The sequence below is a fragment of the Pseudomonas sp. genome (genome assembly GCF_002796985.1).
In the GTDB taxonomy this organism is placed as follows: Bacteria; Pseudomonadota; Gammaproteobacteria; order Pseudomonadales; family Pseudomonadaceae; genus Pseudomonas.
This window is the reverse complement of record NZ_PEKX01000004.1, coordinates 260,646-275,826: the sequence shown is the minus strand read 5'-3', so window position 1 is coordinate 275,826 and position 15,181 is coordinate 260,646. Positions and strand designations below refer to the sequence as shown.

The following is a 15,181-nucleotide window of genomic DNA, read 5'->3' as shown; positions in this document are numbered from 1 at the left end:
TCATGCCTGGTGGGCCTCGTTATGGGTCGTGTGGCTCAGGGCGGCACGCGCTTGTTTCTTCGCTTCACGCTCTTCCATGAAGCGGCGGATCAGCACATAGAACACCGGGGTCAGCAGCAGGCCGAAGAAGGTCACGCCGAGCATCCCGGAGAACACCGCGACACCCATGGCATGGCGCATTTCGGCGCCGGCGCCGGACGACAGCACCAGCGGTACCACACCCATGATGAAGGCGATGGAGGTCATCAGGATCGGCCGCAGACGCAGGCGGCAGGCTTCCAGTACCGCGCTCAGGCGGTCCATGCCTTCGTCCTGCTTGTCCTTGGCGAACTCGACGATCAGGATCGCGTTCTTGCACGCCAGGCCCACCAGTACGATCAGGCCGATCTGGGTGAAGATGTTGTTGTCGCCACCAGACAGGATCACGCCCGCAATGGCCGACAGCAGGGTCATCGGCACGATCAGGATCACCGCCAGTGGCAGGCCCCAGCTCTCGTACAGCGCAGCCAGCACCAGGAAGGCGAGCAGCACGCAGAGCGGGAACACGTAGATCGCGGAGTTACCGGCGAGGATCTGCTGGTAGGTCAGCTCGGTCCATTCGTAGGTCATGCCATTGGGCAGCTCCTGCTTGAGCAGGCGCTCGATGGCGGCCTCGGCCTGGCCGGAGCTGTAGCCCGGTGCGGCGGCGCCGTTGATCTCGGCGGTAATGAAGCCGTTGTAGTGCATCACGCGGTCGGGACCGGAGGTGTCGCTGATCTTGATGAAGGTGGCCAGCGGCACCATTTCACCCAGGTTGTTGCGCACCTTCAGCTGGCCGATCTGCTCGGGTTCGAGACGGAACTGCTGCTCGCCCTGGACGTTCACCTGGTAGGTGCGGCCGAAGCGGTTGAAGTCGTTCGCGTACAGCGAGCCGAGGTAGACCTGCAGAGTGTCGAAGATATCGCTGATCGCCACGCCGTGGGTCTTGGCCTTCTCGCGGTCGATGGCGGCATCCACCTGCGGCACGTTCACCTGGTAGCTGGTGAACACCGACATGGGGTTCAGCTCCGGCAGCGCGCGGGCCTTGTTGAGGATGTTCTGGGTTTGCGCGTAGAGCTCCTCGTAACCGGCGTTGCCACGGTCCTCGATCTGCAGGCGGAAGCCGCCGATGGTGCCCAGCCCCTGTACCGGCGGCGGCGGGAAGATGGCGATGTAGGCGTCCTGGATATCCGCGAACTGCTTGTTCAGCTCGGCGGCGATCTCGTTGGCCGACATGCCCGGCCCCTTGCGCTCGCTGAAGTCCTTGAGCGGGGTGAAGACGATGCCGCTGTTGGGGCTGTTGGTGAAGCCGTTGATCGACAGGCCAGGGAAGGACACGGTGTGCTCGATGCCCGGGTGCTTGCCGGCGATTTCCGACATGCGCTTGATCACCGCTTCGGTACGGTCCAGCGTGGCGGCGTCGGGCAGTTGCGCGAAGGCCACCAGGTACTGCTTGTCCTGCTGCGGCACGAAGCCGGTCGGGGTACTGGAGAAGCCCAGGTAGGTCAGGCCGATCAGCCCCGCATAGAGGATCAGTGCAATGGAGCTGCCACGCAGCACGCGGCTCACGGTGCCGACATAGCCGTGGCTGGCGCGGTCGAAGAAGCGGTTGAACGGGCGGAACAACCAGCTGCCCAGCAGCTTGTCCAGCAGCACCGAGAAGCGGTCCTTCGGCTCGTGGTGCCCCTTGAGCAGCACGGCGGCCAGCGCGGGCGACAGGGTCAGCGAGTTGAACGCGGAGATCACCGTGGAGATCGCGATGGTCAGAGCGAACTGCCGGTAGAACTGCCCGGTGAGGCCGGAGATGAACGCGGTGGGGATGAACACGGCGCACAGCACCAGCGCGGTGGCGATGATCGGCCCGGTCACTTCCTTCATGGCGCGCTTGGTCGCCTCGATGGGGGTGAGGCCCAGTCCGATGTTCCGTTCGACGTTTTCCACCACGACGATGGCGTCGTCCACCACGATGCCGATGGCCAGCACCAGGCCGAACAGCGACAGCGCGTTGAGCGAGAAGCCGAAGAAGTGCATCACCGCGAAGGTGCCGATCAGCGACACCGGCACGGCGGCCAGCGGGATGATCGAGGCGCGCCAGGTCTGCAGGAACAGCACGACCACCAGCACCACCAGGATCAGCGCTTCGAACAGGGTGTGCACCACGGCTTCGATGGAGCCACGGACGAAGATGGTCGGGTCGTAGACGATGGAATAGTCCACGCCCTGGGGGAAGTCCTTCTTCAGCTCGGCCATCTTCTCGCGCACCAGGTTGGAGATGGCGATGGCGTTGGAACCGGGACGCTGGAAGATCGGGATGGCGACCGCCGGCTGGTTGTCCAGCAGCGAACGCAGGGCGTACTGGCTGGAGCCGAGTTCGACGCGGGCGATGTCTTTCAGGCGGGTGATCTCGCCGTCCGGGCCGCTGCGGATGATGATGTTCTCGAACTCTTCCTCGGTGACCAGGCGACCCTGGGTGTTGATCGACAGCTGGAAGCTGGTGTCGCTCGGCGACGGCGGGGCGCCGAGGGAACCGGCGGCGACCTGGCGGTTCTGCTCGCGGATCGCCGCGACCACGTCGGTGGCGGTCAGGTTGCGCGAGGCGACCTTGTTCGGGTCCAGCCAGACGCGCAGGGAGTAGTCGCCCATGCCGAACAGCTGCACGTCGCCCACACCGTCCAGGCGCGCCAGCTCATCCTTGATGTTGAGGATGGCGTAGTTGGACAGGTAGAGCATGTCGTAGCGGTTATCCGGCGAGGTCAGGTGCACGACCATGGTCAGGTCGGGCGAGGCCTTGTCGACGGTGATGCCGATCCGCGTGACTTCCTCGGGCAGCTTGGGCTGCGTACGGGTGACGCGGTTCTGCACCTGCACCTGCGCGTTGTCCAGGTCGGTGCCCAGGGCGAAGGTGATGGTCAGGGTCATCTTGCCGTCGGCGGTGGACTGCGAGGACATGTAGAGCATGTTCTCGACGCCGGTGATGGCCTGTTCCAGCGGCGCGGCGACGGTTTCGCCGATCACCTTGGGGTTGGCGCCGGGGAAGTTGGCGCGCACCACCACGGTGGGCGGGACCACTTCGGGGTATTCGCTGATCGGTAGCTGGAACAGCGAGATGGCCCCGCCGATCAGAATGATCAGCGAAAGCACGGCAGCGAAGATCGGCCGCTGGATGAAGAACTGGGAAAAATTCATGGCTGGTTCCTGTCGCGAACGCTGCGGTTCGCCAAACCCGGGACAAAGGTCACCCAAGGCCCTGGTGGGACAGGGCCTGGTACGTCAGTTCATGGATTACGGGTTGGGGTCAGCCGCGCGGCGCGTCCGGCCTGGCGGATTTCTCGGCGACCTTCGGCGCCTCGATGCTTTCCAGCGCGCGACGCTGGCTTTCGAGGTTGGCGAGGGTTTCCTTGCTGGCCATCTCCACGCCCTGGGCGTCGACCTGGGCACCCGGGCGAACCCGTTGCAGGCCGTTGACGACGATGCGGTCACCCTTCACCAGGCCCGAGCGGACGATGCGCAGACCTTCGAGTTTCGGGCCCAGCTCGATGCCGCGGTATTGCACCTTGCTGTCCTTGTCGAGCACCAGCACGAATTTCTTGCCCAGGTCCGTGCCGACCGCTTCGTCCTTGATCAGCGCGGCGGGGTAGGTGCCGCTGCCGACCAGCTTGATGCGGGCGTAAAGGCCGGGGGTGAACTGGTTGGCGGCGTTGTCGAACACGGCGCGGCCACGGATGGTGCCGGTCTTGGGGTTGACCTGGTTGTCGAGGAAGTCCAGCCGGCCCTGGTGGGGGAAACCGTCCTCGCCGGTCAGGCCCAGGTACACCGGGCTGCTGCCACGGGCGTCCGGGCCGCCCTTGCGGGCGAGGTCGACATACTTGAGGTAGACGCGCTCGTCGGCGTCGAAGTAGGCGTAGACCTTGTCGGTGGAGACCAGGGTGGTCAGCACGCTTTCGCCGCTGTTCACCAGGTTGCCGGCTGTGACTTCGGCGCGCGAGACGCGGCCGTCGATGGGCGCGGTGATCTGGGTGAACGACAGGTTCAGGCGGGCATTGTCCAGCTCCGCCTGGGTCGCGGCGACCACCGCTTTCGCCTCGGTGGCGGCGGCGGTGCGAGCGTCGGCGAGTTCCGCGGAAATGGCGTTGGTGGCGCGCAGGCGCACGCCACGAGCATCTTCGTTGACGGTGCGGGTCTGGTTGGCGCGGGCCTGTTGCAGCTGGGCTTCCAGGCGATGCACCTCGGCCTGGAACGGCCGTGGGTCGATCTGGAACAGCAGGTCGCCTTTCTTCACCAGCGCGCCTTCACGGAAGGCGACGCGGTCGATGTAGCCGGAGACGCGCGGGCGCAGTTCGACGGACTCCGGAGCCTCCAGGCGGCCGGTGAACTCGTCCCATTCGTTGATCGGTTGTTCGATGACGTCCGCCACGCTGACCTTGGGGGCGGCCATGTTCTGGGCCGCCTCCTGGCCCTTGCCGCAGGCGCTGAGAACCAGCACGGCGGCCAACGCCAACGGAATACGCAAGGTGTTCAGATTTCGCTCCATGGAAAAGACTCCGGCGATCTAATTGGTTTTGGGATTTCTGATGGAGCGGAGTCTGCGCAAGGGGGCGCCTGGGAACTAATCGAACGAGCAGATTTTGATTATCACGCCCAGTGATAAATGCTTTTGCACTATGTGTACGAATAGATAGAAGGAGTGGGCACGGGGATTGCCCGGAAGGGCGTCGCGTAGGGCGCATAACGCCTTGGGCGTTATCCGCCGCGTCGTTGCCGGCGGATAACCTGTTCCAGATTATGCGCCCTACGCCCTGGGGCCCTGCCAACGAAGCTCTTCGTAGGAGCGAGCTTGCTCGCGAACGGATTTTCCTGCGGCGCCGGTGCTGGGGCGGTTCGCGAGCAAGCTCGCTCCTACAGGGGGAGTCACGTAGGGCGGATAACGCCTTGGGCGTTATCCGCCGCGTCGTTGCCGGCGGATAACCTGTTCCAGGTTATGCGCCCTACGTCCTGGGGCCCTGCCAACGAGGCTCTTCGTAGGAGCGAGCTTGCTCGCGAAGTATTTCAACCCATGCACCGTGCCATGCGGGTTCGCGAGCAAGCTCGCTCCTACAGGGGGAGTCACGCAGGGCGGATAACGCGCCGGCTGTTATCCGCCGCGTTGGTGCCGGCGGATAACCTGCTCCAGGTTATGCGCCCTACGCCCTGGGGCCCTGCCAACGAGGCTCTTCGTAGGAGCGAGCTTGCTCGCGAAGTATTTCAACCCATGCACCGTGCCATGCGGGTTCGCGAGCAAGCTCGCTCCTACAAGGTCAAGTTACGTAGGGCGGTGTCAAAGGCTGTCCGGATCACCCACGAACATGGTGATGCGCGAGCGCAGCCAGCGCTCGGCCGGGTCCTGGTCCTGGGCGCCGCGCCAGACCATGGACAGCTCGGCCAGGCGCGTGGGGAAGGGCGGCTCCTCGGCGCGCAGGCCGCCGGCGGCGGTGAGGGCCAGGGCCACGTATTCGGGCACGGTGGCGATGATGTCGGTGCCGGCCAGCAACTGGGCGAGGCCGACGAACTGCGGCACGGCCAGCACTACCTGGCGCTTGCGGTCCATCTCGGCGAGGGTCTGGTCGACGAAGCCGTCCAGGTCGCCGGCATAGGACACCAGCGCGTGCGGGCGCGCGCAGTAGTCATCGAGGGTCAGCGCGCCGGGAATCGAGTCGGCGCGCAGGATCTTCCAGGTGCTGCGGCGCAGGGTCTTGCGCTTGGCGTTGGCCGGCAGCTCGTCGGTGTAGCTCACGCCTACGGAGATTTCCCCGGACGACAGCAATTGCGGCATCAGCAGGTAGTTGGCGCGGCGCACCACCAGGGTGATGCCCGGCGCTTCGGAACGCAGGCGGCGCAGCAGCGGTGGCAGCAGGCCGAACTCCACGTCATCGGACAGGCCGATGCGGAACACCGCCTTGCTGGTGGCCGGGTCGAAGTCGGCGGCGCGGCTCAGGGCGGTGGAGATGGAGTCCAGCGCCGGCGAGAGGTGGCCGAAGATTTCCTGCGCCCGCGCCGTGGGCTCCATGCTGCGCCCGGTGCGGACGAACAGCGGATCGTCGAACAGACCGCGCAGGCGCGCCAGGGCCGCACTGATCGCCGGCTGGCCGAGGAACAGCTTCTCGGCGGCGCGGGTCACGCTGCGCTCATGCATCAGCGTCTCGAAAACGATCAACAGGTTGAGGTCAACCTTGCGGAGGTCGTTGCGGTTCATAGGGACTCCCTGGCGATGGGGGAAAAGTGGGGCCGAGCGTGCCCTGAGTCAAGTCTGTCAGATAAGTCCTTGATCAATTTCCACTTTTTTAATGAGAATCTCGCCACGGCGGTGTGGTCCGATGCTGTAGGAGTGCAATCGCCCAGGCGACCTCGGCAGCCCCGGCGCAGAGCCTCGCGGCCACGTCGTACGAGGGTTTTGCTGCTTCTCGAATCATCGGCGTTTATGTCAATTATCAATGGTGAACGGTGGCGTCACCCCTAAAGCCCGGATAGAGTCCGTGGCTATGAGCACTACTAAGGCGAGGTATGTGATGTCCCGCATGATCCGTTTCCACCAGTTCGGTGACGCCTCGGTCCTGAAGATCGAGGAAATGCCGACCCCGCAGCCGGGGCCGGGTGAAGTGCTGGTCCGTACCCAGGCACTGGGCGTCAGTTGGCGCGATGTGCTCTGGCGGCAGAACCTCGCCCCGGATCAGGCCAAGCTGCCGGCGGGCATCGGCTATGAACTTTCCGGCATCGTCGAAGCCGTGGGCGAGGGCGTGGAAGACCTCGAGCCCGGCATGGCGGTGGCCAGTTTCCCGGCGAATTCGCCGAACCTGTACCCGGCCTGGGGCGACCACGTCATCGTGCCGCGCACCTCGCTGACCCGTTATCCCGAGGTGCTGAGCCCGGTCGAAGCCGCCGTGCACTATACCGGCCTGCTGTATTCCTACTTCGCCCTGGTGGAGTTGGCGCAGATCAAGCCCGGCCAGCGCGTGCTGATTACCGAGGCCGGGCATTGTCTCGCCCCGCAGGCGGTGCAACTGGCCAAGGCGCTCGGCGCTCAGGTGATCGCCACCACCAGCCACGAGGAAACCCGCGAGTTTCTCAAGGGCCTGGGGGCGGACAAGATCATCTACACCGAGGAGCAGGACCTGGTGCTGGAAGTCGAGCGCTTCACCAAGGGTGAAGGCGTGGAGATCGTCCTCGACCAGTGCGCCGGCCCGCAGATGAAACTGCTGGGCGACGTGGCCGCGCAGCGCGGCAAGCTGATCCTGTACGGCATCAATGGCGGCAATGATGCAGCCTTCCCGGCCTGCGCGGCGTTCAAGAAACACCTGCAGTTCTACCGTCACTGCGTGCTGGACTTCACCGGGCAACCGGAGATTGGCCTGACCCGCAACGACGAAGCCGTGCAACGGGCGCTGACCGCGATCAACCAGATGACCGCCGACCAGTTGCTCAAGCCGAGCATCGACCGGGTGTTCGACTTCGCCCAGTACCGCGACGCCAACTACTACATGGAAACCTGCCCGGGCGGCGGCCGTGTGGTGATGAAGATGCCGGAGTGATCGGTCATCCGTAGTCGAGAAAGCCACTCTTCGGAGTGGCTTTTTTGTGCGCGCGAACCTGTGTCTGAGCCTCGGCGCGGCCTGGCAAAGATCGCGGACGGAGTCCGCTCCTACGCTCCCGGTAACCACCGTGTAGGAGCGGGCTCCGTCCGCGATAGCTCACCGCCGGCACAGACCACACCCTGCGCAGTATCAGGCAAGCCTCAAGAGAACCAGGCAAACCGCTCGGCGCCTTCCTCGCGTATCGTCGCGACACCTGCCGGCGCCTGCGCCTAGGCTGAATCCATTGCGTGTCGGAGCCGCTGTGCTTCGCCTCCATTCCATCACCCGCATGAAGAGGTGAAATCCCTGATGATTACCGTGAACCTGAATGGCAAGGACCACGAGCTCGACGCCCCCGGCGAGATGCCGCTGCTCTGGGCCATACGCGACGTTGCAGGGCTGACCGGCACCAAGTACGGCTGCGGCATGGCGCTGTGCGGCGCCTGCACCGTGCATATCGACGGCCAGCCGACGCGCTCCTGCGTTACCCCGCTGGCGGCGGTAGCCGGCAAGAAGATCACCACCATCGAGGCGGTGGCCGAGCAGGCTGCCGGCAAGGCCGTGCAGGAAGCCTGGCGCAAGCTCGACGTGGTGCAGTGCGGCTACTGCCAGTCCGGGCAGATCATGTCGGCCACCGCGCTGCTGGCTTCGAACAAGCAGCCCAGCGACGCCGACATCGACGCCGCCATGAGCGGCAACATCTGCCGTTGCGCCACCTATGCGCGGATCCGCGCGGCCATCCACGACGCCGCCCAGACCCTGGCTTGAGGACTGAAGTCATGCTCGAACCCCGTACCGACGAACAGCCGGCGCAGCCCGGCAGCATCCTCAACGTCAGCCGCCGCAGCTTCCTGCGGGGCGCCGGCGGCCTGGCCCTGGGCATCTATTTCGCGCCGCTGCTGGGCAAGCTGGGTGATGCCCAGGCGGCGAGCGATTTCGAGGCCAACGCTTTCGTACGGATCGCCCCGGACGGCACCGTCACCGTGATCGCCAAACATGTGGAAATGGGCCAGGGCAGCTACACCGGCCTGGCCACCCTGGTGGCCGAGGAACTGGACGCCGACTGGAGCCACGTGCAAGTCGAAGGCGCACCGGCCGACGCCAAGCGCTACGCCAACCTGGCCTTCGGCAACCTGCAGGGCACCGGTGGCAGCAATGCCATGGCCAACTCCTTCGAGCAGATGCGCAAGGCTGGCGCCAGTGCCCGCGCCATGCTGGTCGGGGCGGCGGCGGAGCAGTGGAAGGTGCCTGCCGAGCAGATCGAAGTGCATGACGGCGTCGTCACCCATCCGGCTTCCGGGCGCAAGGCCGGTTTCGGCGAACTGGCCGAGGCGGCAGCGAAGCAACCGGTGCCAGCGGAGGTAAAACTCAAGGACCCGAAGGACTTCAAGCTGATCGGCCAGGTGAAGCTGCCACGCAAGGACAGCCCCTCGAAGACCGACGGCACCGCGCAGTTCACCCAGGACGTGCACCTGCCCGACATGCTGGTGGCCGTGGTCGCCCACCCGCCGCGCTTCGGCGGCGTGCCGGCGAAAGTCGACGCGAGCAAGGCCAAGGCCGTGCCCGGTGTGGTCGACGTGGTGCAGTTCCCCGGCAGCGAGCGGCGTTTCGCCGGCGTCGCGGTGCTGGCGAAGAATACCTGGGCCGCGCGCCAGGGCCGTGACGCGCTGCAGGTCGAGTGGGACGAGAGCAAGGCCTTCAAGATGGGCAGCCAGGAAATCTTTGCCCAGTACCGCGACATGGCCAGCAAGCCCGGCCTGGTGGCGCGCAACGAAGGCGATATCGCAAAGGCGCTGGAGAAGCCGGCGCACCTGATCGAGGCGGAATACCAGTTCCCCTATCTCGCCCATGCCGCCATGGAGCCGCTGAACTGCGTGGTGTTCCTCAAGGACGACGGCTGCCAGATCTGGAACGGCGAGCAGTGGCAGACCGGCGACCAGATGTCCGTGGCGCAGCTACTGGGCATGCCGCCCGAGCAGGTGAGCATCACCCAGTTGTATGCCGGCGGCAGCTTCGGTCGCCGCGCCAATCCGCATTCGGACTACGTGCTGGAGGCGGTCGCCATCGCCAAGGCGGCCCGCGAGCAGGGCGTGAAGGTGCCGATCAAGATGGTCTGGACCCGCGAAGACGACACCCGCGCCGGTTACTACCGCCCGGCTTTCCTGCACCGCGCACGGCTGGCGGTGGATGCCCAGGGCAACCTGGTGGGCTGGGAGCAGCGGCTGGTGGGGCAATCCTTCATCGTCGGCACGCCGTTCGAGAAGTTCATGGTCAAGGACGGTGTCGACAAGATCGCCGTCGAGGGCGCGGACGACCTGCCTTATGCCGTGCCCAACCTGCGCATCGAGCAGGCGCTGGCGGAAAACGTCACGGTGCCGACCCAGTGGTGGCGCTCGGTGGGGCATACCCACACGGCGTTCTCCACCGAGACGCTGATCGACGAAGCGGCCATTGCCGCCAGGCAGGACCCGTATCAGTTCCGCCGCAAGCTGCTGGAGAAGCACCCGCGTCATCGCGGCGCGCTGGAGCTGGTGGCGCAGCGGGCGAACTGGCTGGCACCGCTGGCGAAGGGCAAGGAGGGCGAGCAGCGCGGCCGGGGCATCGCGGTGCACGAGTCGTTCGGCAGCTTCGTCGCCCAGGTGGTGGAAGTGACCTACAAGGCAGACAAGAGCTTCAAGGTGGATCGCGTGGTCTGCGCGGTGGATTGCGGCCTGGCGATCAACCCGGACGTGATCAAGGCGCAGATGGAAGGCGGTATCGGTTTCGCCCTGTCGGCGGCGCTGCACAGCGCCATCACGCTTACCGACGGCAAGGTCGACCAGTCCAACTTCCACGACTTCCAGGTCCTGCGCATCAATGAGATGCCGGTAGTGGAAGTGCACATCGTGCCGTCGGCCGAGCCGCCGACCGGCGTCGGTGAACCGGGCGTTCCTCCCCTGGCGCCGGCACTGGCCAACGCGCTGTTCGCGGCGACCGGCAAACGTATCCGTACTTTGCCGATCGGTAATCAATTGCAGGCGTGAGGGTGGAAGCCTCAAGCCATTGCCCCGCACACGCGGGACAATGGCTTTCGAGGGTCTACGCTACAAGAACCGGTTGCTCGCAGATCAGCTCACGCAGCGCCCGGCGTTCGGCCGGCGGCGTGGCGGCGCGAAGCAGGGCGAGGCCGCCGTCTTCGTCGGGTACGGCGATTTCGGTTTCGAAGTGCAGTTGCACCTCGTCCAGCGTGATGTAGGTGATGCGGTAGGCCGCGTCTAGGCTTTGCATGGGGGTGGGCATGGAGTTGGGCATGGTCGCAGGCTCGATGTGGCAGGGCGCAGGCCCGATGGCTGCATCGTCGCGCGGTGCCGGCAAGGCTGGAAGTGAAACGCCGTGATGGTGAACATCACGAAAGGCGATGGTGCCGGCGAGATTTTCCGGCATCTGTCATGCAGGACGGGTATCCTGCGCGGGAATGCCCACACCGGGCACTTTGTTCATCGAATTGGAGCAGTGACATGAGCCGCGACAAGCAGCTTTTCCCGGAAGACGAAATCGGCGATGCCCTGTGGGCCCTGCAGGAAGACGGCGAAGACCTCTCCCTCGAGCATGAGGTGGAGTTCGCGGTGATCTTCCCGGATGAGCAGTCCGCCCTGGACTTCGCCATCATGCTGCTGCAGAACGGGCAGAAAGTGGCGTACTCCGAGTACGACGGCAACGACAAGCTGCCCTGGCAGGTCCTGGCCTACCCGGTGATGGAGCTCAGCCACGAGCACATCAGCGGCTACGCCGCGCTGCTGTCCGAGCACTCCGCTGATCTGGGTGGTCAGATGGACGGTTGGTCGGCGCTCTGATCGGCTGATGCAGCAGGAAGAACGGCGCCTTTGGGCGCCGTTTTTCTTTGCGGAAAACCCAGGGGGCGGGTGCTGTCAGAGTGCATCGCCCGCGGGCTGGTAACAGACTCCGGGAAACGTCCGCTCCTACGAAACAGGGCGTAATGGTGTCCGGCTGTCAGAGCGCCTACCGGTGATCCTGATCGTCAGCGGGCATAAAAAACCGGCCCGAAGGCCGGTCGAGGGTGACACGGGAGTCGCTGCGCTCAGCGCATCACGCGCGCTTGAGCACCAGGGTCAGGATGTCGTAGCTGGCCACCAGCTCGCCGAGCTGGTTGGTGACTTCCACGTCCCAGGCCACCACGCCCTGCGGCTCGCCCTTGGGGCTCTTCTTGCCCTGGTCGATCTTGCGCTTGCAGGTCAGGCGCGCCTGGATGGTGTCGCCGATGCCCACCGGGTTGATGAAGCGCAGAGTGTCCAGGCCGTAGTTGGCCAGCACCGGGCCGACGCCGGGGGAAACGAACAGGCCGGCCGCTGCCGAAAGCACGAAGTAGCCGTGGGCGATGCGCTTGCCGAACTGCGAGTCCTTGGCCGCAAGCTCATCGAAGTGCATGTAGAAGTGATCGCCCGACAGGCAGCCGAAGTTGACCAGGTCGGCCTCGGTGACGGTGCGGCGATGGGTCAGCAGCGATTCGCCGATCTGCAGTTCGTCGAAGTAGCGACGGAACGGGTGCACCTCGGTCTCGTAGACCTTGGCGCCGCGCACGTACTCGCCAGTGACCGCCATCAGCATGCTCGGCGAGCCCTGCACGGCGGTGCGCTGCAGGTAGTGCTTCACCGCGCGCAGGCCGCCGAGTTCTTCCCCACCACCGGCGCGACCTGGGCCGCCGTGCTTGAGCACCGGCAGCGGCGAGCCGTGGCCGGTGGATTCGGCGGCGGATTCGCGGTCGAGGAGGTGCAGGCGACCGTGCAGCGCGCCCATGGCCGGGACGACCTTGGCCGCCACCTGCGGGTCGCGGGTGATCAGGCTGGCCACCAGGCTGCCCTTGCCGCGGGCGGCCAGGGCCACGGCTTCGTCGAGGTCGTCGTAGGCCATCAGGGTGCTCACCGGGCCGAAGGCCTCGATGTCGTGGGCGCCGCCTTCGGCGTGCGGGTCACGGCTGCGCAGCAGGGTCGGAGCGAAGAACGCACCTTCGTTGACACCTTCACCGCGCGGGGCGAAGCCATCCTTGGCGCCGAAGACCAGCTCGCTGGACTTCAGCAGGGCTTCCACGCGCTCGGCGACGTCGGCCTGCTGGGCGTGGGAGGCGAGCGAACCCATCTTCACGCCTTCCACCGACGGGTCGCCGACCACGACCTTGGCCAGTCGGGCCTGCAGGCGCTCGGCTACGGCGTCGATGTGCTTGGCGGGAACGATGGCGCGGCGGATGGCGGTGCATTTCTGCCCGGCCTTGGTGGTCATCTCGCGGGCCACTTCCTTGACGAAGAGGTCGAACTCCTCGTCGTCGGGGGTGACGTCGGGGGCGAGGATGGCGCAGTTCAGCGAGTCCGCCTCGGCGTTGAACGGCACCGAATTGCGGATCAGGTTGGGGTTCACGCGCAGCTTGGCGGCGGTGTCGGCCGAACCGGTGAAGGTCACCACGTCCTGGCCTTGCAGGCGGTCGAGCAGGTCGCCGGTGCCGCCGATGATCAGCTGCAGGCTGCCAGCCGGCAGCAGGCCGGATTCGTGCATCACGCGCACGGCGGCTTCGGTGATGTAGCTGGTGGCGGTGGCCGGTTTGACGATGCACGGCATGCCGGCGAGGAAGCTCGGCGCGAACTTCTCCAGCATCCCCCAGATGGGGAAGTTGAAGGCGTTGATGTGCACGGCGATGCCGCCGCGCGGCACCAGGATGTGGCTGCCGGCGAACCTGCCGGTCTTGCCAAGCGACATGGCCGGGCCTTCGTGGACGACGTTGCCCGAGGGCAGCTCGCGGCCGCCGACGCCGGCGTAGGCGAACAGGGTGCCGGCGCCGCCTTCGATATCGATCCAGCTGTCGGCGCGGGTAGCGCCGCTGTGGCGGGATATCTCGTAGAGCTGTTCCTTGCGCTCGGTCAGGTACAGCGCCAGGGCCTTCAGGCGCTGGGCGCGCTGCTGGAAGTCCATGGACATCAGCTCTTTCAAGCCTTGCTCGCGGGCGTGGGCGACAGCTTCGGCGAAGTCCAGCGCCTCTTCGTGGGTGCGCGCCACCGTCTGGCCGTTGAGCGCGCTACGCAGCGCCTGGGCGCCATGCTGGCCGACCCAGCGGCCGCCGATGAAACTTTGCAGGATAGGCTCTTGGGCCATGGTTGTTGTCCTCCGGATCGCTACACAAGGGGGCCGGCGGGTGCCGGTGACCGCCGCGCCGGGTGGGCGTCGGCGGCGCATTCTTTGGATGCACAGTTAGGTGGCGGGGCTAGGCCGCCGGATAAGGTCCGCCAGGGTCCTTGTGGGGTGTTGGCGGTGAAACATGAACGATTCGTCGTGGGGTGGGGCCATCGCGGACGGAGTCCGCTCCTACGTATGCTGATCTCCGCGTAGGAGCGGACTCCGTCCGCGATCAGGGGTCCGCTTCATGCCGGGATATCGGCAGAGTGCGGTTCGCGAGCAAGCTCGCTCCTACGAAAAGCGAAATCAGAGCTGGTCGAAGTCGAGCACCACGCTGTCGCTGATCGGATACGCCTGGCAGCTCAGCACGTAGCCAGCGGCCACTTCGTAGTCCTCCAGGGCGAAGTTGCTGTCCATCTCCACCTCGCCGGAAACCACCTTGCACTTGCAGGTCGAGCACACGCCGGCCTTGCAGGAGTAGGGCAGTTCGGCACCGTGTTCGTTGCCGGCGTCGAGCACGCTGACGCTGTTGCGGGCCAGCTCGAAGGACAGCTCGCGGCCGTCGCTGATGACGGTGACCTGGCTCTTCGCGCTGTCGATCGCGGCGGCGGCCTGGCGGGCTTCGCGCTTGCTCTCGCTGCCAGCGGCGGCGAACAGTTCGAAGTGGATACGCTCGGCCGGCATGCCGTTGCCCTTGAGCTGGTCACGCACGGTCTCGGTCATCGCCTGCGGGCCGCAGATGAAGGCGGCGTCGAGGCTCTTCACGTCGAGCCAGCGGCTGAACAGCTGGCCGCACTTGTCGGCGTCGATGCGGCCGTTGTAGAGGTCGACGTCCTGCTGTTCGCGGCTGAACACGAAAATCAGGTTGAGGCGCTGCAGGTAGCGGTTCTTCAGGTCTTCGAGCTGCTCGCGGAACATCGCGGCGTTGCTGGAGCGGTTGCCGTAGAGCAGGGTGACGCGGCTGTTCGGCTCGGTTTCCAGGGTGGTCTTGACGATCGACAGGATCGGCGTGATGCCGCTGCCGGCGGCGACCGCCAGGTAGTTGCCATGGCGCACCGGGTCCAGCTCCACATTGAAGTGCCCGGCCGGCGGCATGACTTCCAGGCTGGCGCCGACCTTCAGTGCTTCGTTGGCATAGGCGGAGAAGCGCCCGCCCGGCACGCGCTTGATCGCCACGCGCAGTTCGCCGTCATTCACGCCGCTGCAGATGGAGTAGGAGCGGCGCACTTCCTCGCCGTCGAGCTGGGTGCGCATGACCAGGTGCTGGCCATGCTGGAAGCGGAAGCTGTCGGCCAGATCCGCCGGGACGTCGAAGGCGATGGACACGGCGTCGCGGGTTTCCGCGCGCACTTCCTTGATTTTCAGGCTGTGGAACTTGCTCATTGTTCTTCTCCGGCGGC

The 15,181-nt window shown here is 65.9% G+C and carries 10 protein-coding genes; 4 read left to right on the top strand and 6 right to left on the bottom strand.

Annotated features, from left to right (window positions below; genetic code table 11):
* From CTR55_RS04135 to CTR55_RS04125, 3 genes are all read right to left on the bottom strand, one after another.
* Entirely contained in the window at nt 1-3,204 is a 3,204-nt protein-coding gene (locus tag CTR55_RS04135; protein ID WP_296284279.1) for an efflux RND transporter permease subunit, read from the bottom strand.
* Between the two features lie 109 nt (nt 3,205-3,313).
* Nucleotides 3,314-4,549 carry a multidrug efflux RND transporter periplasmic adaptor subunit MexE gene (mexE, locus tag CTR55_RS04130; protein ID WP_296284278.1) on the bottom strand — a complete coding sequence of 412 codons (1,236 nt, stop codon included), beginning with the start codon at nt 4,547-4,549 and terminating at the stop codon, nt 3,314-3,316.
* Nucleotides 4,550-5,332: 783 nt separating this feature from the next.
* Complete coding sequence (locus CTR55_RS04125; protein ID WP_017517481.1) at nt 5,333-6,247, bottom strand: LysR family transcriptional regulator; 915 nt, start codon at nt 6,245-6,247, stop codon at nt 5,333-5,335.
* 313 nt (nt 6,248-6,560) lie between these two features.
* On the opposite strand from CTR55_RS04125, the gene CTR55_RS04120 reads away from it, so the two are divergent.
* The 3 genes from CTR55_RS04120 (at nt 6,561) to CTR55_RS04110 (ending at nt 10,645) form a co-directional block, all read left to right on the top strand.
* Nucleotides 6,561-7,580, top strand: coding sequence for a zinc-dependent alcohol dehydrogenase family protein (locus CTR55_RS04120; RefSeq protein ID WP_296284277.1), 1,020 nt, complete (start codon nt 6,561-6,563; stop codon nt 7,578-7,580).
* Nucleotides 7,581-7,931: 351 nt separating this feature from the next.
* On the top strand, nt 7,932-8,390 hold the full coding sequence (locus tag CTR55_RS04115; protein WP_253453838.1) for a (2Fe-2S)-binding protein: 459 nt from the start codon (nt 7,932-7,934) through the stop codon (nt 8,388-8,390).
* 11 nt (nt 8,391-8,401) lie between these two features.
* Entirely contained in the window at nt 8,402-10,645 is a 2,244-nt protein-coding gene (locus CTR55_RS04110) for a xanthine dehydrogenase family protein molybdopterin-binding subunit (protein ID WP_296284276.1), read from the top strand.
* A 55-nt stretch (nt 10,646-10,700) separates the two neighbouring features.
* Here the strand turns inward: CTR55_RS04110 and ptrC are convergent, their stop codons facing one another.
* Nucleotides 10,701-10,913 (bottom strand): type III secretion system co-regulatory protein PtrC, encoded by a 213-nt coding sequence (ptrC, locus tag CTR55_RS04105; RefSeq protein ID WP_296284275.1) that lies wholly within the window; start codon nt 10,911-10,913, stop codon nt 10,701-10,703.
* 206 nt (nt 10,914-11,119) lie between these two features.
* On the opposite strand from ptrC, the gene CTR55_RS04100 reads away from it, so the two are divergent.
* Nucleotides 11,120-11,455 (top strand): ribonuclease E inhibitor RraB, encoded by a 336-nt coding sequence (locus CTR55_RS04100; RefSeq protein WP_024762270.1) that lies wholly within the window; start codon nt 11,120-11,122, stop codon nt 11,453-11,455.
* Between the two features lie 253 nt (nt 11,456-11,708).
* On the opposite strand, the gene paaZ is transcribed toward CTR55_RS04100, so the two are convergent.
* Together paaZ and paaE are read right to left on the bottom strand one after the other, a co-directional pair.
* Nucleotides 11,709-13,760: a phenylacetic acid degradation bifunctional protein PaaZ gene (paaZ, locus tag CTR55_RS04095; protein WP_296284274.1), complete on the bottom strand. Its 2,052-nt coding sequence runs from the start codon at nt 13,758-13,760 to the stop codon at nt 11,709-11,711.
* Between the two features lie 327 nt (nt 13,761-14,087).
* Nucleotides 14,088-15,164, bottom strand: a complete 1,077-nt coding sequence (gene paaE / locus CTR55_RS04090) for a 1,2-phenylacetyl-CoA epoxidase subunit PaaE (protein ID WP_296284273.1) — start codon at nt 15,162-15,164, stop codon at nt 14,088-14,090.
* Nucleotides 15,165-15,181: the final 17 nt, after the last annotated feature.